Genomic DNA, 21,459 nt, shown 5'->3' on the forward strand with positions numbered 1-21,459 from the left:
GTCCGCCCCCGGCCGCCGCGGAGTTGAGACCATGCTCCCCCATGCCGACAGTGCTTCACCCGCCAATGCCCGGACCGACGGCGCCTGGCTCGCTGACCTGTGGTCGGACGACGTCGAGGACCTCCTGGTGGGCCTGCCCGCCGGGCGGCGCGAGCTCTTCGAGCTTCGCGTCGCCCGGTGGTGGCCCGACCTGCGGGCCGGCCTCGCCAGCGCGTACGCCCCCGGCGACGTCGCGCCGCTCGAGCGGCGCATCATGCTGGCGGCGGCGGCCGCGTTCGTCGAGCGCCCGCCCGAGCTGTCCCGGCTCGACCAGGAGCGCACGCTCGAGCCCGACTGGTTCCAGCGGCCGAGGATGCTCGGGTACGCCGCGTACGCCGACCGGTTCGCGGGCGATCTCGCGGGCGTGCGCGCCCAGATCCCCTACCTGCGCGAGCTCGGCGTCACCTATCTGCACCTTATGCCGGTGCTGCGCCCGCGCGACGGCGACAACGACGGCGGCTACGCCGTCGCCGACTACCGGCAGGTGCGCCCCGACCTGGGCTCCATGGCGGATCTGCGGGAGCTCGCCACGGCGTTGCGCGCCGAGGGCATCAGCCTCGTGCTGGACCTCGTGCTCAACCACGTCGCGCGCGAGCACGAGTGGGCGCGCGCCGCGCGGGCCGGCGACCCTCGGTACCGCGACTACTTCTATGTGTACGCCGACCGCGCGGTGCCCGACGCGTTCGAGCGCAGCCTGCCGGAGGTGTTCCCCGACTTCGCGCCGGGCAGCTTCACGTGGGACGCCGAGCTGGACGGCTGGGTGTGGACGACCTTCAACACGTGGCAGTGGGACGTGCGCTGGTCGAACCCCGACGTCTTCGTGGAGTACGCCGAGATCGTCCTGCTCCTCGCCAACGCTGGGGTCGAGGTGCTTCGGCTCGACGCGATCGCGTTCCTGTGGAAGCGGCTCGGCACGTCCTGCCAGAACCAGCCCGAGGTCCACGCGCTGACCCAGGCGCTGCGCGCGATCGTGCGGATCGCGTGCCCGGCGGTCGTCTTCAAGGCCGAGGCGATCGTCGCGCCGTCCGAGCTCGCGCCGTACCTCGGCACGGGCGAGCGCTACGCCAAGGTGAGCGATCTGGCCTACCACAACTCGCTCATGGTCCTGACCTGGTCGATGCTCGCCGAGGGCGACGTGCGGCTCGCCGCGCACGCCCTCCAGCGGATCCCGGTCGCGCCCGCGAGCACGGCGTGGATCACCTACGTGCGCTGCCACGACGACATCGGCTGGGCCATCGACGACGACGACGCCGCGGCAGTCGGGCGGTCGGGCTACGCGCACCGGTCCTTCCTGTCCGACTACTACACAGGCGCCTACCCGACGTCCGCGGCCCGGGGCCTGGTGTTCCAGCACAACCGCGCGACGGGGGACCGGCGGGTCAGCGGGACGGCCGCCGCGCTCGCGGGGCTCGACGCGGCCCGGGGCGCGGGTGCGTCGGGCGTGGACACCGCCGTCGCGCGCCTGCTGCTCGCGCACGCGATCGCGCTCGGGTGGGGCGGCATCCCCGTGCTCTGGATGGGCGACGAGCTCGGCCTGCCGAACGACCCCGCGTGGGCCAGCGAGCCGGGCCACACAGGCGACAACCGGTGGGCGCATCGACCGCGCATGCCGTGGGACGGCGACGCCGCGCGCCGGCACGACGCGGCGTCGGTGCCCGGGCGCGTGTTCGCGGGGCTGCGCCACCTCGTCGAGGTGCGCGCGGGGCTGCCGTACCTCGACGCGAGGTTCGGCGCGCAGGTGCTCACGCCGAGCGACCCGGCCGTCCTGCCCGTGCTGCGCCAGCATCCCCTCGGTCCGTTCCTGGCCCTGTACAACGTGACCGGCACCTGGCGCCCCTGGCCCGGGCACCGGCTCGCCGAGCTCGGCCTCGGCAGCTGCGTCGACGCGATCAGCAGTGAGCCGATGACCGTCGGCGACGACGGCATGGTCTGGTTGCCGCCGTTCGCGGCCCGCTGGCTCATCCCGGCCGGGTAGCCGCCCGCCGCCGAGACCGCGCCGCCGCGCCGCCCGCACTACCGTGTGGGCGTGCCGACCCGTACCGGCCCGGTCCTCGGACGGGTTCCCGCCCCCGCGCTCTTCGTCGTCTCCGGGCTGACCCAGTACCTCGGCGCAGCGCTCGCGGTCGGGCTGTTCTCCGTGCTGGCCGCCCCGGCGGTGGCCTGGCTGCGCGTCGCCGTGGCCGCGGTGGTGCTCGTCGCGTGGCGTCGACCCTGGCGGACCCGCTGGTCACGGCGGGACCTCGCCGGCATCGCCGCGTTCGGCGTCGTGCTCGCGGCCATGAACGTCACGTTCTACATCGCGATCGAGCACCTCCCGCTCGGCACGGCCGTCGCGATCGAGTTCGTCGGCCCGGTCGCGGTCGCCGCGATCACCGGCCGCGGCCGGCGCGAGCGGGTCGGGATCGCGCTCGCCGGCGCCGGGGTGCTCCTGCTCGCGGGGGCGACGGTCACGGGCGGCGGGCCCGACGTCGTCGTCGGCCTGATCGCGATCGGGCTGGCCGCGGCCTGCTGGGCGGGCTACATCCTGCTCGGGCGGCGGATCGCGCTGCGCGGGTCGGGGGTGACGTCGCTGTCGATGGCGATGACGGCGGGCGCGCTCGCGTTCGCGCCGTTCCTGGGCGCCGCTGCCGCCCCCGTGCTGCACGACGGGCGGCTTGCGCTCGCGATCGTCGGGATCGCCGTGCTCTCGTCCGTCATCCCGTACGCCATCGAGCAGGTGGTGCTCCGACGCGTGAGCGCGGCGACGTTCGCCGTGCTCCTGGCGATGCTGCCGGCGACGGCGGCAGTGGTCGGCGCGGTCACGCTGCGCCAGGTCCCGGCCCCGATCGACCTGGTCGGACTCCTCGCGGTCTCCGCGGCGATCGCCCTGACCGCCGGGTCGTCCACACCCGGCCCGTCGAGCGGCGGTTCGTCCAGCGTCGATCCGGCACGCTAGGTGTAGCGGGGCCGCGTTCCGCCCAGTCCGGGCACGGCTAGGGGAGCAGGAGCAGCTTGCCGAAGACGTCGCCCGACTCCAGCAGCTCGTGGGCGTCGCCCGCGGCGGCCAGGGGCAGCCGGGCGTGGATGACCGGCCGCAGCCGCCCGTCGTCGAGCAGCGGCCACGCCCCGGCCCGCACGGCCGCAACGACCGCGGCCTTCTGGGCCGCGGGCCGGGCCCGGAGCGTGGTGCCCGCGATCGACAGGCGGCGCGACAGCAGCAGGCCGAGGTCGATCTCGGCGCGGGCGCCCCGCTGCAGCCCGATGACGACGAGCCGGCCCTCGGGTGCGAGCGCGCCCAGGTTCGCGGCGAGCGCGCCCGCCCCGAGCAGGTCGAGGATGACGTCGACGCCGCGGCCGCCCGTCGCGTCGTCGACGGCGCGGGCGAAGTCCGTGCTGCGGTGGTCGATCGCGAGCTCCGCGCCGAGCTCCGCGCACCGCGCGGCCCGCGCCGGCCCGCCGGCCGTGGTCGCGACGTGCGCGCCGAGCGCGACGGCGAGCTGGATGGCGATCGAGCCCACGCCGCCCGACCCCCCGTGCACGAGCGCCCACTCGCCGGCGTGGAGCCGACCGACCCCGACGAGGTTGGACCAGGCCGTGCACACGGCCTCCGGCAGGCCCGCCGCGTCGACGAGGTCGAGCCCCGGCGGAACGGGAAGCAGCTGACCCGCGGGCACGGCGACGCGCTCGGCGTAGCCGCCGCCCGCGAGCAGGGCGCAGACCCGGTCGCCGACGGACCACCCGGTGACGCCCGGGCCGAGCTCGCTGACCAGGCCCGAGACCTCGAGCCCGGGCCAGTCGGGTGCGCCGGTCGGGGCCGGGTAGTGCCCCTGCCGCTGCAGCAGGTCCGCGCGGTTGACCCCCGCGGCGGCGACGTCGACCACGACCTCGCCGACGCCCGGCACGGGGTCGGGCAGGCTCGTCTCGGTCAGCACCTGGGCGCCGCCCGGCTCAGGAATGATCACTGCGCGCACCCCGCGAGAGTAGACCTCGTGGGGCGAATCGCCCCACGAGGAAGAAAACGCAGATCAAGTGCGCGATCATGCTCATGTCGCGGCTCAGTGGCGCCGATGACACGGTAAGCGCCACCCCCCGCCGGCCAGCGGGTGGCCACCGACGACCGTCGGCGGCCAGGGATCGAGAGAGGTCACCATGCTGCGCAGGTTGGGCATCCGCGGGAAAGTTCTCGCGGCTCTCGCGGTCCCGGTGCTCGTCCTGTTCGCCGCCGCGACGCTGATCTCCTGGCAGTCGATCCAGACCGCGCGCACCGCGCGCTCCGTGAGTCAGCTCGTCGCCACCGCCGACGAGCTCTCGGCCTTCGCCCGCGCGCTCCAGACGGAGCGCCTCGTGGCGCTCGCGTTCGTCGACAACTCGGCGACTGCCGTCACCCGCGTCGAGGCGGCGCGGGTCGGCACCGACGAGGCCGGCGCGCGGCTCGACGCCGCGGTCGCGGAGGTCGATCCCGGCAGCCTCGGCTCCGTCGTCATCGCCTCTCTCGCCCAGACGGGCAAGGTGCGGGCGACCCTGCCCGAGCTGCGCGACGCCGTCGACGCCGCCCAGCCCAGCCGGCTCTTCGTCGACAACAGGTACACGTCGATCATCACGCTGCACGTGCAGCAGGCAGGCGTCTTCGCCGGGGCGCTCAGCGACCGCGAGCTGGCGCGGTACATGAACGCGTACGGGCTCGTCGGCGAGGCCGAGGAGCTCTTCGTGCACGAGCTGCCGACGGCGATGGCGGTGCTGCGGTCCAACGGCGAGAACTCGACCGCGGTGCTGGCCGTGTCCAAGACCGTCACGCTCGACACCGCGGCGTACGACCGGGCGCGCAACGCCGTCCGCCTGCTGCGCACCGATGCCCAGCTCTCCACGCTCGACGCGGCGTACTACACGCAGCGCCAGCAGCTCGCGGCCGGCGACCCGGCCGCGGTACGCACGGTCGACCCGGGCGCGTACGAGAAGAGCTCCACCACGGTGCTCCAGGAGATCGCCAAGGTCAGCGACCAGGTCAGCGAGAAGGGCGAGGCCCTCGCGACGGCGAAGGAGGCCGCCGCCAACCGCACGACCGCGCTGACGATCGGCGGCACGCTCGCCACGGTGCTGCTGTCGATCGCGATCGCGATGCTCATCGCACGCCAGATCGTCGTCCCGCTGCGGCGGCTCACCCAGGCCGCCGACGAGGTGCGCGTCCAGCTGCCGACGCTGGTGGAACAGGTCGCGGTTCCGGGTGCGAGCCCGGAGCTGTCGCTCGTCCAGATCCCGGTGCTCTCGCGCGACGAGGTCGGGCGCCTCGCCACCGCGTTCAACGAGGTCAACGCCACGACCATCCACGTCGCGCAGGAGCAGGCCGCGCTGCGCGGCTCGATCGCCGAGATGTTCGTCAACGTCGCCCGGCGCGACCAGGTCCTGCTCAACCGGCAGATCTCCTTCATCGACGCGCTCGAGCGGTCCGAGGAAGACCCGAACACGCTCGCCAACCTCTTTCGCCTCGACCACCTCGCCACGCGGATGCGCCGCAACGCGGAGTCGCTGCTCGTGCTTGCAGGCATCGACTCGGGCCGGCGGGTCCGCGACTCGATGCCTCTCTCGGACGTCATCCGTACCGCCTCGTCCGAGATCGAGCTGTACGACCGGATCCAGCTCGACCTCGGCAGCGACCCGAACATGCTCGGCTTCAGCGCCCTGCCGGCGGCGCACCTGCTGGCCGAGCTGCTCGAGAACGCCACGATGTTCTCCGAGCCCGAGACCGTCGTCGAGGTCGAGACCTCCGACGCGGGCGAGTTCCAGCGGGTCGTCGTGCACGACCTCGGCATCGGGATGTCCGACGCCGAGCTCGAGGCCGTGAACCAGCAGATCCGGCGGACCACGGCCAGCGACGCGATCGGGGCCCAGCGGCTCGGCTTCTACGTCGTCGGCCGGCTCGCCGTTCGGCTCGGGGCCACCGTCACGCTCGAGCGCGGGCGCAACGCCACCGGGATCGACGCGGTCGTGCTCCTGCCCGCGAGCGTGTTCGAGGCCCGGGTCGAGCTCCCTGCCGGTGCGCTCGAGTCGTCGGCGAACCTCGCCGAGGAGTCCGACGCGGCCCGCGCCGTCCCGGTCGATCTCGCCGGGATGACCGACGGCGCGACGACCGTCGGCCTGCCCCGGCGCCGCTCGCGCGACGAAGGCGCCCGCCCCGGCGCCCCGGCGCCGGCGAGCTCGACCGGCATCGACGAGAGTCAGGTCGTCCTGCCCGTCCGCTCCGAGCTCACGCTGTCCCCTGAGCTGTCGGCGGCCCGCGGTGACTGGGCGCCCGCCGTCCCGGCCGAGAGCTCCGCGACCGTGCTGCCGAGCCGGTCGCTCGCCCCGGGCGCGCCCACGCCCGTCGTCGACGACGGGGTCAAGCCCGCGGCCGTGCCGGGGGAGCCCGCGGCGCGCTCGGGCCTGTTCGCCGGCTTCCGCGGGCGCGTCGTCGACGCGCAGCCCGGCGCGGACGGTTCGCCCACCGCCTCGCCCACCGCCTCGCCCACCGGCCTGCCCACCGGCCTGCCCGCTCGGGCCGGCCAGCCGGACCCGACCCCGACTGCGACGCCGAGCGCGTACGCCCCGCCGTCGGCGCCCGCGGCGGGCGCCTGGAACGACGCCCCGGCCTTCGTGATCCCCGCGCTGCTGCCCGAGGAGGAGTCGTGGGCGCCGGAGCTTCGCCCCGAGCCGCTCCCGCCCCGCCACTCGCCGAGCCACCTGGCCACGACCGAGATCCCCATCGTCGCGCGAGCGAGCGCGAGCGCGCCGCTCACCGGCCCCGCGTCGGACGATGACGCCCTCGACGGCCTGAGTGCGCCGGGTGCGCCGAGCGCGTTCGCCGGGTTCGGCGGGCTCGTGGGGGTGGCCGACGCCGACGCGGCCCACCACCAGTCGCGGGACGTCCCGCCGTCGTTCGAGCCGACGCTCAACGAGGCGCGTGCCTGGGATGCGGGCGAGCCCGTCGTGTCCGCCCCGATCGTGGCCGCCGCCCCGCTCCAGCCGCCCGCCCCGCCCGCGACGCCCGCCCCGCCAATCGTCACGAGCTGGGAGCCCGTCCTCGAGGGCGGCGAGATCTGGTCGTCCGTGCCCGAGCTGGCGCCGGACGCCGACGAGCCGCGTGCGCCCGTCGCGGCGTCGCCCTTCGCGTCGCCCTTCGCATCGCCCTTCAGCGAGCCGGCCCAGGATCACGCGGAGGCTGGCCTCGGGGCGGTCGGCGCGCCGGCCCTGGACCCGGCCGTCGACGGCGGCGCGGATCTCGACCCGATGGACGCGCCCGACGATGCCTCGCTGGTGAGCGAGCCCCGCACGTCGGGCACGCCTGCGCCGTCGCCATTCCCGGTCGCCGCCGAACCGGTCGCTGCCGAGCCGGTTGCCGCCGCGCCGTCGCCCGCGCCGGCCGAGCGACGTCGTCGGTTCGGATGGTTGCGCCGCAAGCCAGCCGCGGGCGCGCCCGCGGCGGACCTCACGCCCGCGGAGCTTTCCGGGCTGTCCTGGCTCGACGGGGCCTCGGCCGCCGACGGCGCCGGAGCGGAGCCCGTCGGGCGTCCGCGCGCCGCGTGGGCGCCCGAGCCCGAGGCCGAGGCGTCCGGCCCGGCCCCGACGCGCATGTCCGCGTTCACCCCCGCAGCGCCGGAGCCCGCGGTGTACACGCCGCCGCCGCTGGCCGCGCCTGTGCCAGTGCCGTCCGCCTCGGCGCCGTTCGCCCCCGCTCGGTCGACCCCCGCTCGGTCGACCCCCGATCTGCCGACTCCCGCGCTGCCGCTACCGGGCAGGTCGCCGTCGTTCGGGGCGGTCCACGCCCCGGCGGACGTGGACCCTGCCGGCTCGGACGGGCGCGAGCCGGAGTTCGCGGTGCCGGCGTTGCAGCCCACGGAGTCGGAGCCGGTGCCGGACGAGTGGCCGACGCCGCAGTGGTCCGCGCCGGCGCGGGACGCCCCGCGCGGGCAGATCGCCTCGGGCTGGCTCCCGACCCCGGCTCATCCACAGACCCCCACGGCACGGTCGGCCTCGCCGGGCGTGCTGGACGAACAGGTGGCAGCAATGCTCGCTCTTCGCTCCGACATTCAGGAGCAGGCGCTCGCCGAGTTCAGCCAGCTCTCGACCTACCGGCCGAACGTGGCGGGCGGGTCCGGCAGCGGCGGCGCCTCGCTCCAGCGTCGCGTGCCGGCCGTGATCGCCGCGGCCCCCCCGATCTCCGCGCCGTCGACCGACGGCGCGGGCCCGCGGGACGCCGACAAGCTGCGGTCGCGGCTGTCGAGCTTCCAGTCCGGAACCGAACGCGGCCGCAAGGCCGCAGCTCCCGCCGGGGAGACCGCCCCGCGCGCGACCGGTGACCATCAGCCCAGTGACGAATCCCAGGAGGAAAAGTGACAGCGATCAGCACCGAGGCGGCCAACTTCGGCTGGCTCCTGGACAACTTCGTCCGCACGGTCCCCGGAACCCGCCACACGTTGGTGGTCTCGGCCGACGGACTGCTCATGGCGATGTCCGGCCAGCTCGACCGGACCAGCGGCGACCAGCTCGGCGCGATCGTCTCGGGCATGTCGAGCCTGACGCGGGGCGCCGCCCGCCAGCTGCGCGCCGGCGACGTTCGGCAGGCGATCGTCGAGATGGACGACCTGTTCCTGTTCCTCATGAGCGTGTCCAACGGCTCCGTTCTCGCCGTCGTCGCGGACGCCACCTGCGACGTCGGCCTCATCGGGTACGAGATGGCGATGCTCGTCTCGCGCACGGAGGCGACCCTGACGCCGCAGCTCATCTCCGAGATGCGCGCCCAGCTGCCGGTCGACGGTGCCACCCGCACTCCGGTGAGCTGAGCTGGCCATGTCGCAAGCCCCCGAGGAGGAGACCCGCACCGTCCGGCCGTACGCCGTGACCGGCGGACGGGTCAAGTCTGCCTCCTCCAACCTGCCTCTCGAGGCGCTGGTGGAAGTCGTGCCGAACGCGGGCGACATCAACCGGCTGCCGCCCGAGAAACGCGCCATCATGCAGCACGCGAGCCGTTCGTACGTCTCGGTCATCGAGCTGTCCGCATTGCTGCACCTACCGATCGGCGTCGTCCGCATCATCGTGGCGGACCTGGCGGATCAGAACTTCGTCCGCGTGCACTCCACGACCGCTGTGGGCGCTCGCACCGGCCAGGCCCCCACCCTTTCCCTCAGCGTGCTGGAGAGTGTTCTCAATGGCATTTCTGCCCTCTGACGCCGTCTCGGCCGCCCCGGCCGGCGGAGGTGCCGCCGTCGCCCCCACGGCCGTCAAGATCGTCGTCGCCGGTGGCTTCGCCGTCGGCAAGACGACCTTCATCGGATCGATCTCCGACATCGAGCCGCTGACCACCGAGGCGGCGATGACCGAGTACTCCGTCGGTGTCGACGACGCCGGCGGCGTGTCCGACCGGAAGACGACGACGACCGTCGCGATGGACTTCGGGCGCATCGCGCTGCAGAACTCCCTCTGGCTGTACCTGTTCGGGACCCCGGGGCAGGATCGCTTCCTGTTCATGTGGGACGACCTCGTGCGCGGCGCGATCGGCGCCGTCGTGCTCGTCGACACCGACCGGCTCGAGCAGTGCTTCCCGGCCATCGACTACTTCGAGAGCCGCGGGATCCCGTTCGTCGTCGCGGTGAACTGCTTCGACGGGATCGCCAAGCATCAGCTCGACGACGTCAAGGAGGCGCTGCAGATCCCGCCGCACGTCCCGGTGCTCTACACCGACGCCCGCTCCCGCGCCGCGACCAAGCAGTCGCTCATCCAGCTCGTCCGCCTCGCGATGGAGCGGTTGCAGGCTGCTGCCTGAAGTCGGCCCCGAGCGTGCCGGCGGCCTCGGCGGCCACTCCGACCTGCTCGCGCGCGCCGATAGGCTCCCGACCCAGAGACAGGCACCAGCGGGGGTGCGCAGGCTGCGCGGACGGGGCACCATGCTGGTCTACGTCGACGGATCGGCGCTCAGCCGCTATCTGGTCGATCTGCCAGGGGCAGCGCAATGGCGCGAATGGGCGGCGGCGCACGAGCATGCCCTGGTGACCACCCCGCTCGGCCTCACCGAGCTGAGGCTCGTCGCCGGCACGCTCGACGCGGCCGGCCGCACGCGCGCGTACGAGGTGACCGAGCGGATCGCCGTCGTCCGCTTCTCCGACCAGACCCTGGCGACGGCCGCGATGGCCCGGTCGGTCCTGTCGCCGTTTGCCGCGCTGCACCTCGGGACGGCGGCGACGCAGCCCGACGTCGGCGCCGTCGCGACCTACGACCTGCGGCTGGCATCCGTCGCGGCCATCTACGGGCTCAGCGTCCTGTCGCCCGGGTACCCCGACGGCTGGTGGCAGGGGTAGCTGGGCCTCGGCGCCGCGGCGCGCCGCGGTGCGGCACAATGCCTGCGTACCAGGAGGGCTGTCTGAGCGGCCGAAAGAGACGGTCTTGAAAACCGTTGGAGCGGGTAACCCCGTTCTCGTGGGTTCGAATCCCACGCCCTCCGCTGCGGCGAACCGTCGGTTGCGACCTGCCGACACCTGCCGACACCCGCCGATCCGAGTGGGGCGGGAATCCGGCTCGGCGCGCCGATGTGCGGCATCTGTCCGGGACGGATCTCGGCCGCGGTCCGGGGCACCGGCTCGCGCCGTCATGATTGACCCGTGACCGAGAAACCACCCGCGGAGGAATCGCTCGAGCCCGTCGAGCTGATCCGGCAGTCCGGCATCGTGCTGCGGACCGGCCGGCTGATGCTCTCCGCCGGGACGGGCAGCTATCGGGTTAAGAGCGCGATGCAGCGCGTGGCCAGCGCCGTCGGCCTGGACCGTCACCACGCGCACGTCACGCTCACGGAGATCACGGCGACGTCGCACCGCGGCCCGATCTTCCGGACCGAGGTCACGGAGGTCCGGTCGATCGGAGTGAACTCCGACCGGCTCGCCGAGCTCGAGTCGCTCACCCGGAGCCTCGCCCCGATGGTGACGGTCGACGCCGTCGCGGCGGAGCTGGACCGGATCGAGAGCAAGCCGGCGCTGTATCCCGCGACCCTCAACGCGATCTGGGGCGCGATGGCGTGCGCGGCCTTCTCTTTCCTCAACAACGGCGGCCCGGTCGAGATCGCCGGCGTGTTCGTGGGGGCCGGCGTCGGGCAGTTCGTCCGTCGCTGGTTCGCGCACCGGCGGTACAACCAGTTCGGCACGACGATGATCGCGGCTGCCGTCGCGTGCCTGGGTTACCTGGGCTTCATCTCCGCGCTCGAAGGGCTCGGCGCCGTCGACCCGAAGCACCACATCGGCTACGTCTCGGCGGTGCTGTTCCTCATCCCGGGGTTCCCGCTCGTGACCGCGGCCCTCGACCTCGCGAAGCTGGACTTCTCCGCGGGGGTCGCGCGGCTGACCTACGCCCTGATGATCCTGACGTCCGCGGCGCTGAGCGTCTGGGCGATCTCGTCGGCGGCGGGTCTCAGCCCGGACCCTGCCGAGCCGATCGCGCTGGCCCCCGTCGCCCTCGTCGCCTGCCGGCTCCTCGCGAGCTTCCTCGGTGTGCTGGGCTTCGCGCTGCTGTTCAACAGCCCCGGCCGGATGGCACTCACCGCGGCGACGATCGGGATGATCGCCAACGTGGTGCGCATCTCGCTCAACGACGCCGGCGCGGCCCCGCAGGCAGGCGCCGCCGCGGGGGCGCTGCTGGTCGGGTTGCTGGCGGCCTGGTGGGCGCCCCGCGCCGGGTTCCCCCGGATCACCGTGTCGGTGCCCGCCGTCGTGATCATGGTGCCCGGGGCCGCCGCGTACCGGGCGGTGTTCCACCTCAACAACGGCGACACGACGCAGGCCCTCGCGTTCGGGTTCGAGGCGGCGCTCGTGGTCATCGCGATCGCGATCGGCCTCGCCGTGGCGCGGATGCTGACCGACCGCGCGTGGGCATTCGAGCGGTGAATTGGGCCTGGTAGCCGCGTGTTTTGCTGCGCGTGGGCAGGCCGGGTATCCTGTCACCGCCTGGAGATGTCGCATAGCCCGGTCTAGTGCGCGACCCTGCTAAGGTCGTGAAGGGGTAACCCTTCCGTGGGTTCAAATCCCACCGTCTCCGCGTGTGCACGGCCCCGATTCCTGCCGGATTCGGGGCCGTTTGCTTTTGTCCCAGCCCCGGTGATCGGGGCTCGGTTTGGGGGAACGCCGCAGGGGCGCTATCCTCGACACCGGCCGCAAGGCCACGCGCCCGTAGCTCAACGGATAGAGCATCTGACTACGGATCAGAAGGTTGGGGGTTCGAATCCCTTCGGGCGCACAGGTGAAAGGCCCTCGAACTGCGCAGCCGCGGAACGGGGGCCTTTAGTCTTCTCGTTTCGTTCCCACGCGCTGATCGGTGTGGCGGTCACGGGATAGGCGCGGCCGCGCCCGCGGCCAGCCGCACGGTCGGCTCTCCGAGCACCACGAAGGCGCCGCGCTGCTTCGCCTCCTCGACCGACGCCGCCGCGACCGGCAGCGGGGGGAGCACCAGGTCCTCCGCCGGCAGCCCGAAGTCCCGGCTGCTTCGCTTCGGTGATCCGCCGCCGCCGGAGACCGCCGACGTCGCGTCGCGGAGCAGGTCGCGCAGGTCGGCCGTCTCCTCGCCAGCGTCGCGCCGCCGCACTAGCGCCGCATACAGCGTGGTCATCAGCTGCCGAGCCGCCATGTCGTCGACCGGCCAGAGGCTCGCGAGCACCGTCGTGGCGCCCGCCTCAGCCGCCGCCTGCGCGACGCCGTACAACCCGACCCCGTCACGCGGGCCGCCGACCGCCGTGCTGCAGCCGGAGAACACGATCACCTGAGCGCGCCAGGGCAGCGCGGCGAGCTCCTCGAACGGCGTCCAGACGACCCCGCCCGCAGGGCCGCTGGCCAGCAGCAGGCTGCTCCGCCCACCCCGTCGCACGTCGGCGCGGCCGTGCACGGCGAGGTGCACCACGTCCAGGTCCGTGACCAGGCCGGTCCGAAGCGTGTCCAGGGAGCAGTCGGCGCCGAGCACCGCCGGGACCCCAAGCATTGCCGCGATGTCCCGGCATTCGCCGGCGGCGCCCTCGAGGTCGCCAGCGGAGTTGCCGGCGACTAGGGCCGCGCCCCGCCACGCCCTGTCGGCCGGGGTGTGAAGCAGCACGCCCGCCGCGGGGACTCGACCGTAGGGTCTGCGCTCGCCCCATGCCACGCCGTCCACCGGCACCACGTGCAGCGGAAGGTTAGCGAGCAGGTCGTCAGTGACCACCAGGATCCGGGTCCGCGGCGCGAGCAGCGCCTCAACGCCGGCCGCGAGCTCCGCCAGAATTGCCGAGCCGGCCACGGTGCGCACGGTTTCGTTGGCGCGGCGCTCGGAGTCGCCCCACTGGGCGCGGACAAGGTCGTCCACATCGCCCGGGACATGGACCGACCGCACGGCCTGCGGGGTCACGACCAGCGCCAGCAGGCCGTCCCGCACCGCGGTGACCTCGACCAGGGCCTCATCGGCGCCGCGCGCCGCAATGAGAGCCCGCACCGCCGCCCCGTCGAGCGGCGTGGCCGGTAGCCCGGACCTTGTGGCGAGCAGGTCGAGAAGTCGTCGGGCGCGGCCGTGTTGCAGCGCGCCGAGCAGCTCCTCGGCAGGCCGCGAGTTCGCGAGCATCGCCGACACGAGGGAGGGCACCACCCGGTGGGCGCGGTCGAGCCCCTCGCGTCGATCCGGATCGTCCATCCCCGCGCGCAGCTGCTCGTACGCCTCGGCCGCCGCCCACAGATGCTCGACTGCGCGCGGATCGTCCGGACCGACGAACGCGGCGAGGGCACGCCGGGCGACCAGCTCACCTTGGGCAGGCAGCCCGCCGGAGGCCAGTCGGCGCTCGAGGTCCGCTGCGATCAGCGCGGCCTCGTCCCGCGCCTCGGGCCGGTCGCGGCCCGCGCCGCTCAGCAGGTCCAGCAGCCCCGCCGAACGGTTGAGAGTCTCCATCGGCGCGTCCGCGTCAAGGGCTGCGCGCAGCGACTCCCGCAGGTAGTGCTCGGCGAGATCGTCAGCGCCGGCGGCGCGCGCGACGGATGCCATGCCAACCTCGAGCTTGCCCGTCCGCTGCCGCGAGACCTGCACCTCGAAGTGGTCTGCGGGCAACTGCGCTTCGCCCAGCAGCCGGCGGCCGAGGGTGTCGAGCAGCAGGGACTGCGCGAGCAGGGCGAGCTCTGGTGTGGAGTCGGCCGCCACCCCCGAGTCGGCGAGCGTCGCGAGCGTGCCGGTGGCCATCGCGGCCGGTGCGGCCAACCCGCGTTCCAGCGCCTCCCCTCGTACCTGGCGGCACAGGTCGACGGCTCGGCGCGAGTCGCCGAAGTCGGCGTACAGGGCAGCGGCGTTCGCTGCGCTGCGTAGCCGGGTCAGGTGGTCGCCGGCTTGCCCGGCGAGCTGCGCCGCACGCCCAAACGCCGCCGCCGCGTCGTCCGGGCGCTCCTCGGCGCGCAGCGCAACGCCGGTGAGCAGCCAGCTGATGGCCTCCGCCGGCGGTTCGGGGCACTCGGCCAGCGCACGGGCCAGCCCATCCCGGAAATGCGCCGGGTCGAACATCGCCTCGGCGGCCTCGCGTGCCAGCGCTCTTGCCTCGTGGAAGGCGGCCGCGGCCTCGCGGGTCCGGCCGAGCTCGGCCAGAACGGTCTGCCGGGCGACGGCGTTCGTGCAGCGGTCCGCGAGGTCCTGGGCCGGGAACGTCGCGGCCGCCTCGGCAAGCGGCTCCAGCGCGTCATCGAGCTGGCCCGAGCGCTGCAGCGCGAAGGCGTAGTTGTCCAGGGCGATAGCCAGCTGGTGGCGTGGCGCACCCTGTTCGCGACCGATGCTGACCACTGCCCTCCGCTCGACGACCGCGAGGTCCAGCCACCCGAGCGCCTCGAGCGCATCCGCCCGGTTGCCGCGGACCGCTGCCGTCTCCGCCGCCGTGGCGGCAAGCGCTTTGGCCTTGCTGAACTCGCGCACCGCCGCGTCGAGGTCATCGTCCCTGCCGCGCCGGGTGAGGGCCAGGCCCAGGTTGTCGTGCACCACGCAGCGCAGCCGCGCCGCGGTGCCGTCCAGGGTCAGTGCGCGCCGGTACTCGTCAATGGTGGTGGTGAGGTCGCCCATGGAGAACGCTGCCCTCGCGCAGACCACATGGGCGACGGCCGCGGTCTGCGCGTCGCCGACGGTCCGCGCTAGCGCGGCGACCACCGGGGCGTCGCGACGAGCCGAGGCGCGGTCGCCGGCGGCGAACGCGCCTTGCACGTCGGCCGACGCCATCGGGAGCAGCTCGCGCACCGCCGTCGTGGTCGCGGCCCACGCGGTCAGCGCCGCCGCCTCCCCGGCCAGCACCGCGTCGCGGAACCGGCCGAGAACGTGACGGTCGACGCCCGGAAGTGCCTCGACCACCGCTTCGACCTCCGACGGTCGGGGCGCGGGGCGCACCCCGTCTGCCGGAGGGACGGCACGGTGCTCATCCCAGGCGCGGATCGGGAAGCTGGCCGGTGCACACAGCAGCTCCAGCTTCCAGATTCGCAAGCCGCCGACGGCCGCACCGGATGGCTGGCTCATGGTGACCCTTCCGTCGGCTGGACGTCGGCCCTAGTGTGACCGCCATCACACGTTTCGGGTAGCCCATGGCTGCCCCGGATTACGGGGGTCGGGCCATGCTCCACGCGCTGCTCGTCGGGATCGACGACTACCCCGACGGCACGAGTTCGCTGCAGGGCTGCGTCGCGGACGTCGACGCGATCGAGCGGCTGCTGACCCTGCACCCGAGCGGCGGCTCGGCCGCGCAGATCCGGGTCCTCCGCAACCACGAGGCGACCCGCCAGGGGGTTGTCGACGCATTCCGCGCGCAGCTCGGGAGCGCCGGGCCGGACGACGTCGCGCTGTTCTGGTACAGCGGGCACGGCTCCCAGCAGCCCAGCGCCGACCCCGGCGATTCAGACGCCAAAGACGAGACGTTGGTGCTCGCGGACAGCCGGACCGAGGGCGGCCGAGACCTGGTTGATCGCGAGCTCGGCGCCCTGATCACCGAGGTGTCCGCAGCCGGCGCGCACGTGGTCGTGGTGCTGGACTGCTGCCACTCAGGCAGCGGCACCCGTGATCTCGACCGGCTCGGGATCCGGGAGATCCCGGCGCGCCGAGACGTCCCAGCACCCGACCCGTCGTTCGGCCGATTGCCGCCGAGGCAGTCGCATCCTGTGATCGAGGTACAGCCAGGCAGCGGCTGGGCAGTCCCGGTGGGGCGGCACGTGCTGCTGGCCGCGTGCCGCTCGGACCAGACCGCCAAGGAGCGCACGATCGCCGGCGTTCGCCGAGGCGTGTTCAGCGCGGCGCTCGAGCACGCGCTGAGCACCGCGCGGCCTGCGCTCACCTACGTGGACCTGGTCCGTTCTGTCGCGGTGCTGGTGCGCGACGGGGCCGAGCGGCAGGATCCGCAGCTCGAGGTGTCGGTCGACGAGGACGCCCGCGCTCACGTGCTGGCCGGGACGCTGGACGAACGGCCCCGCCATCACCTGGTGAGCCACGACGAGGCGGGCTGGACCGTCGACGCGGGTGCGCTGCAGGGAATACCTGCGCCCGTCGGGGGCGCGGCCGCCGGCGCCGCAACGCTGCTCGACCTTTTCCCGCCGGGGTCCGACCCCGCCTCCGCACTGCCGATCGGGGTCGCGCGGGTGGTCCGGGTGGGTCCGGCGAGCAGCCGGGTGGAGCCGAGTGCGAGCACCGTCACGCTGGACGAGCACGCCGCCTACCCTGCGGTCGTCACCGCGTGGTCGGCTCCGCGCACCCCGGTCCGCCTGGAGGCGGGACCAGACGACGAGGTTCATCAGTACCTCGCCGACTCCCTCGACCTCGAACTGGCGGGGCCGGATGAGGCCGCCCCGCTCGCGATCGCGGTGTCCGGCGCCGGGTACCGGGTGACGGACGAGCGGCGTGAGGTCGGTGTGGACACGCCGGCCGCCGACCGAGCGATCGAGGTCGCCGCGCACATGGCGCGGTGGTACCGGGTGCGCGGGCTGGACAATCCCGGCACCAAGATCGATCTGTCCGCAGTCGGGCTCGACCTCACGATCGGCGATTCATCGGGCGAACGCCAGCCAGCGCCGCGAGGCGAGGTGCTCATGCCGTACCTGGGCGACACCCCGGCCCGGTTCGTCCTTGAGGTCACCAACCGAACGTCAGCCAGGCTCTACGGCGCGATCCTCGGCCTGTCGGAGAGCTACGCGATCGACGGCTCGCCGACGCCGGGCTCCGTGACGACCGCGATCGACCCCGGCGCGACGCTGGCCAGCTTCGGCGGCCAGCCGGTGACGGTGGAGATCCCCGACGACTATTGGCGGGCGGGCCACTCTCGACGCGTGGACCACGTGGTGGTGCTGCTGAGCACCAGCCCGTTCGACCTGTCCTCGCTGACCCAGGGTCGCCTGGAGATCTCGCCGGTCCGCGACGAAGGCTCCGCAGTCGTGGACGCACTGCACGCCGAGGCCTTCGATGGACTGCTGCGTAGCGTGCGCACACGCGAGTTCGGCGAACCCGGCACCGCACCCGTTGCAGACTGGGCGGTGCTTCGGTTCGCCCTGGTGGCAGAGCGGGCGCTCGGGGGGGTAGCCGTCGGCGACGGCCGATCGGCGCTCGTGCCCGGAGTCCACGTCGAGCCACACCCCACCCTGCGGGCTACGGTCCGCCTCAGCTCGCAGGACTTCGCGACCCGCGACGGGGAGGTGCCGATCGTCCCACCCGGCCTGGCCGATGACCCGGCCTCGGTGAGTGGCTTCACGTTCGTCGACACCAGAGACGGCGCCGAGCCCGTGGACGTGCTCACCCTGGCCGATGTGACCGGAGCACAGTCCGTGACCCGCGCCCAGCCGCTGGTGATCACGCTCGACGACCCGCCAAGCGGTGACCATCTGCTGGTCACGGGATTGTTCGACGGCGTGCACCTGCCGATCGGGTGGCTTGACGGGAACCGCCTGGTGATCACGCAGCTGCCGCCCGACGAGCGGGTGCGCAGCCTGGGCAGCGCGATCCGGCTGCTGGTGACCCGGGTGGTGCGCCGGGTCCGCGGACAGTCCGCGACCGTGGCGCACCTCGCGCTCGCGACGGCCGAGGACAGGGCGGTCACGACGACCGAGGACGTGGGCCGGATCCGCGCGCGGCTCGCGGAGAAGGCCGGGGGCCGGGTGCTGCTCCTGGTGCACGGGATCATCGGCGACACCCGAGGGATGGCGGAGTCGTTCCTTGTGCCGCCGCCGGGCAGCCCTCTCGCCGACCGACCGTTCGACGTGGTGCTGACCTTCGACTACGAGAACCTGGACACGCCGATCGACGAGACGGCAGGCGTGCTTCGCGCCGTGCTCGATGGCGTGGACCTGGGCGGGCACGGGCACGAGGTGACCGTGGTCGCGCACTCGATGGGCGGGCTGGTGTCCCGGTGGATGCTCGAGCAGCCCCGACGGCGCGCGCCGGGGCCTGCTCCCGCTGACGCGCTCCACGTGCGGCGGCTGGTGACCGCGGGTACCCCGGCAGGAGGCTCGCCGTGGTCCCGGATCGAAGACGTCGCGATCACCGGCATCACCTTCGGGCTGAACCGGGTCGCTGCCGGCTTCTGGCCGGCCAAGGCGCTCTCGGTGCTGGTCGGCGCCCTGGAGCAGGCGGACACGACGCTGGACCAGATGCGACCCGGCTCGGACCTCCTGGTGGATCTGTTCGCCGCAGGCGACCCGCACCTGCCCTACACCGCGCTCGTCGGCAACACCTCGTTGATCGAACGACCGCAGGCCGGCGGCTTCGTGGCCAGGGTGGTGGCGGGGCTGACCGGACTGCTGGGAAACGCCGTCGACCTCGCCTTCCTCGGTCGCGACAACGACGTCGCGGTCGCGACCACCAGCGGCGCGCACATTCCCGCTGAGCGGTCGCCGGCGGTACAGGTGGTCACCGTCGCGAGCAACCACTTCGGGTACTTCGCCAGCCCGGCTGGTGTCGCCGCGATTGCGGCGGCCCTCGTCGAACCGGACCGACCGGCGGCGCTCAGCACGCCAGGGCCGGTAGGGACCGGCAGTCGTGCGCGGCGGTAAGCATGAGCGCTCTGACACCGGGTTGACCCAGTGGCCGATCGTGCGTATTGTTCTCCAGGTTGCCCCGCAGGGAGGAACGGACATCACCGCGCTAAGGCGTGCGAGTGGTGGCTGGTCCCCGCGTAGGCGACCACCCCTTTGGATAATGGTTTCGGGTTGTTTTTGTGCCTGGATTGTTGTGCGAAGATTGATCGTGGTTCCCGGTGAGTTCGCTGAAAAAGCGGATTTGGTGGGGGGCTGGGATTGAAGGTAGGATTGAATGGTTGCCTTTCGACTGGTTGTGAGACTGGTTGGGATGCGCGTCCGCTCCTTGAGAACTCAACAGCGTGCTAAGTAGTCGATGCCATTTGGTTCATTGGCTTGTGATGGCTGGGCTTTTGTCTGGTTGTTGTGGGTTGGTGGATTTTAAATTGGCTTAATGCAGGTGCCTTTCCGTCAGTGGGGGGTGCCTGTTTTTTGGTCAGTTCAACTGGCCCTTCGGGGTCGTTTCGTTTTGTCGGTTGCCTTGCTGCTTTGGTGGTGGGGTTGCTTATAGACATTTACGGAGAGTTTGATTCTGGCTCAGGACGAACGCTGGCGGCGTGCTTAACACATGCAAGTCGAACGGTGAAATCGAAGCTTGCTTTGGTGGATCAGTGGCGAACGGGTGAGTAACACGTGAGTAACCTGCCCCTGACTCTGGGATAACTTCGGGAAATCGGAGCTAATACCGGATATGAGACATGCCTGCATGGGTAGTGTCTGGAAAGATTTATCGGTCTGGGATGGACTCGCGGCCTATCAGCTTGTTGGTGAGGTAATGGCTCACCAAGGCGACGACGGGTAGCCGGCCTGAGAGGGCGACCGGCCACACTGGGACTGAGATACGGCCCAGACTCCTACGGGAGGCAGCAGTGGGGAATATTGCACAATGGGCGAAAGCCTGATGCAGCGACGCCGCGTGAGGGATGGAGGCCTTCGGGTTGTAAACCTCTTTCAGCAGGGAAGAAGTGGTCGGGTTTTCTCGGTCGTGACGGTACCTGCAGAAGAAGCGCCGGCTAACTACGTGCCAGCAGCCGCGGTAATATACGTAGGGCGCAAGCGTTGTCCGGAATTATTGGGCGTAAAGAGCTCGTAGGCGGTTTGTCGCGTCTGCTGTGAAAACTCGAGGCTCAACCTCGGGCTTGCAGTGGGTACGGGCAGACTAGAGTGCGGTAGGGGAGACTGGAATTCCTGGTGTAGCGGTGGAATGCGCAGATATCAGGAGGAACACCGATGGCGAAGGCAGGTCTCTGGGCCGCAACTGACGCTGAGGAGCGAAAGCATGGGGAGCGAACAGGATTAGATACCCTGGTAGTCCATGCCGTAAACGTTGGGCACTAGGTGTGGGGCTCATTCCACGAGTTCCGTGCCGCAGCTAACGCATTAAGTGCCCCGCCTGGGGAGTACGGCCGCAAGGCTAAAACTCAAAGAAATTGACGGGGGCCCGCACAAGCGGCGGAGCATGCGGATTAATTCGATGCAACGCGAAGAACCTTACCAAGGCTTGACATACACCGGAAAAGTGCAGAGATGTGCTCCCCGCAAGGTCGGTGTACAGGTGGTGCATGGTTGTCGTCAGCTCGTGTCGTGAGATGTTGGGTTAAGTCCCGCAACGAGCGCAACCCTCGTCCTATGTTGCCAGCGCGTTATGGCGGGGACTCATAGGAGACTGCCGGGGTCAACTCGGAGGAAGGTGGGGATGACGTCAAATCATCATGCCCCTTATGTCTTGGGCTTCACGCATGCTACAATGGCCGGTACAAAGGGCTGCGATACCGCGAGGTGGAGCGAATCCCAAAAAGCCGGTCTCAGTTCGGATTGGGGTCTGCAACTCGACCCCATGAAGTCGGAGTCGCTAGTAATCGCAGATCAGCAACGCTGCGGTGAATACGTTCCCGGGCCTTGTACACACCGCCCGTCAAGTCACGAAAGTCGGTAACACCCGAAGCCGGTGGCCCAACCTCACTTGTGGGGAGGGAGCTGTCGAAGGTGGGACTGGCGATTGGGACTAAGTCGTAACAAGGTAGCCGTACCGGAAGGTGCGGCTGGATCACCTCCTTTCTAAGGAGCTCTGGCACTGATCGGTTTCCTGTAGTGGGTTGCTGGTGGTGTCCAGGCCTGTGCCCCGGCCGAACGCGTCGGGGGCAGTGCTCACGGGTGGAACATCGACTATGGCTGACCGCGACCTGCGGAAGCTGTTAGTACTCCTGCGCTTGCGTGGGGTGGAACGCGGTGATGTGGGTGAGGGGTTGGCTGGGCACGTTGTTGGGTCCTGAGGGCACGGGCGCAAGCTTGTTGCTTTCAGGCCGCCAGGGTCTGGGGTCATGCCAGTGGGTGTGAGACCAGACCGACCAGATCGTCGCCGTCATGGTGGGGTTTGGTGGTGGCTGCGGATCACGGTGAACCAGCC

The 21,459-nt window shown here is 72.0% G+C and carries 11 protein-coding genes, 3 tRNA genes and 1 rRNA gene; 13 read left to right on the forward strand and 2 right to left on the reverse strand.

Going from position 1 to position 21,459, the window contains the following annotated elements; translation table 11 throughout:
* The first annotated feature begins 31 nt into the window (after window positions 1-31).
* Complete coding sequence (locus J4E96_RS00555) at window positions 32-2,014, forward strand: alpha-amylase family protein (RefSeq protein ID WP_227423889.1); 1,983 nt, start codon at window positions 32-34, stop codon at window positions 2,012-2,014.
* 51 nt (window positions 2,015-2,065) lie between these two features.
* Window positions 2,066-2,974, forward strand: a complete 909-nt coding sequence (locus tag J4E96_RS00560) for an EamA family transporter (protein WP_227423890.1) — start codon at window positions 2,066-2,068, stop codon at window positions 2,972-2,974.
* Window positions 2,975-3,011: 37 nt separating this feature from the next.
* Here the strand turns inward: J4E96_RS00560 and J4E96_RS00565 are convergent, their stop codons facing one another.
* Window positions 3,012-3,989, reverse strand: coding sequence for an NAD(P)H-quinone oxidoreductase (locus J4E96_RS00565; RefSeq protein WP_227423891.1), 978 nt, complete (start codon window positions 3,987-3,989; stop codon window positions 3,012-3,014).
* Window positions 3,990-4,167: 178 nt separating this feature from the next.
* Here J4E96_RS00565 and J4E96_RS00570 point away from each other — a divergent pair, with 178 nt between their 5' ends.
* From J4E96_RS00570 to J4E96_RS00610, 9 genes are all read left to right on the forward strand, one after another.
* Window positions 4,168-8,385, forward strand: a complete 4,218-nt coding sequence (locus tag J4E96_RS00570) for a sensor histidine kinase (RefSeq protein WP_227423892.1) — start codon at window positions 4,168-4,170, stop codon at window positions 8,383-8,385.
* Window positions 8,382-8,831: a roadblock/LC7 domain-containing protein gene (locus J4E96_RS00575; RefSeq protein WP_227423893.1), complete on the forward strand. Its 450-nt coding sequence runs from the start codon at window positions 8,382-8,384 to the stop codon at window positions 8,829-8,831. Before J4E96_RS00570 ends, J4E96_RS00575 begins: the two co-directional genes overlap by 4 nt.
* Before the next feature lie 7 nt (window positions 8,832-8,838).
* On the forward strand, window positions 8,839-9,216 hold the full coding sequence (locus J4E96_RS00580; RefSeq protein WP_227423894.1) for a DUF742 domain-containing protein: 378 nt from the start codon (window positions 8,839-8,841) through the stop codon (window positions 9,214-9,216).
* Complete coding sequence (locus J4E96_RS00585; RefSeq protein ID WP_227423895.1) at window positions 9,197-9,811, forward strand: GTP-binding protein; 615 nt, start codon at window positions 9,197-9,199, stop codon at window positions 9,809-9,811. The genes J4E96_RS00580 and J4E96_RS00585 overlap by 20 nt, the downstream gene beginning before the upstream one ends.
* Window positions 9,812-9,932: 121 nt before the next feature.
* Complete coding sequence (locus J4E96_RS00590) at window positions 9,933-10,343, forward strand: PIN domain-containing protein (protein ID WP_227423896.1); 411 nt, start codon at window positions 9,933-9,935, stop codon at window positions 10,341-10,343.
* A 52-nt stretch (window positions 10,344-10,395) separates the two neighbouring features.
* Window positions 10,396-10,486: transfer RNA gene (locus tag J4E96_RS00595), tRNA-Ser, on the forward strand.
* A gap of 157 nt (window positions 10,487-10,643) precedes the next feature.
* Complete coding sequence (locus J4E96_RS00600; RefSeq protein WP_227423897.1) at window positions 10,644-11,915, forward strand: threonine/serine exporter family protein; 1,272 nt, start codon at window positions 10,644-10,646, stop codon at window positions 11,913-11,915.
* 62 nt (window positions 11,916-11,977) lie between these two features.
* Window positions 11,978-12,066: transfer RNA gene (locus J4E96_RS00605), tRNA-Ser, on the forward strand.
* 125 nt (window positions 12,067-12,191) lie between these two features.
* Window positions 12,192-12,264 (forward strand) — tRNA-Arg (locus J4E96_RS00610).
* A gap of 87 nt (window positions 12,265-12,351) precedes the next feature.
* Here the strand turns inward: J4E96_RS00610 and J4E96_RS00615 are convergent.
* Window positions 12,352-15,357, reverse strand: coding sequence for a CHAT domain-containing protein (locus tag J4E96_RS00615; RefSeq protein WP_227423898.1), 3,006 nt, complete (start codon window positions 15,355-15,357; stop codon window positions 12,352-12,354).
* A 227-nt stretch (window positions 15,358-15,584) separates the two neighbouring features.
* On the opposite strand from J4E96_RS00615, the gene J4E96_RS00620 reads away from it, so the two are divergent.
* On the forward strand, window positions 15,585-19,028 hold the full coding sequence (locus J4E96_RS00620) for a caspase family protein (protein ID WP_227423899.1): 3,444 nt from the start codon (window positions 15,585-15,587) through the stop codon (window positions 19,026-19,028).
* Window positions 19,029-19,566: 538 nt separating this feature from the next.
* Window positions 19,567-21,110 (forward strand): 16S ribosomal RNA (locus J4E96_RS00625).
* The last annotated feature ends 349 nt before the right edge of the window (window positions 21,111-21,459 follow it).

The organism is Pengzhenrongella sicca, from assembly GCF_017569225.1.
Classification (GTDB): domain Bacteria; phylum Actinomycetota; class Actinomycetes; order Actinomycetales; family Cellulomonadaceae; genus Pengzhenrongella; species Pengzhenrongella sicca.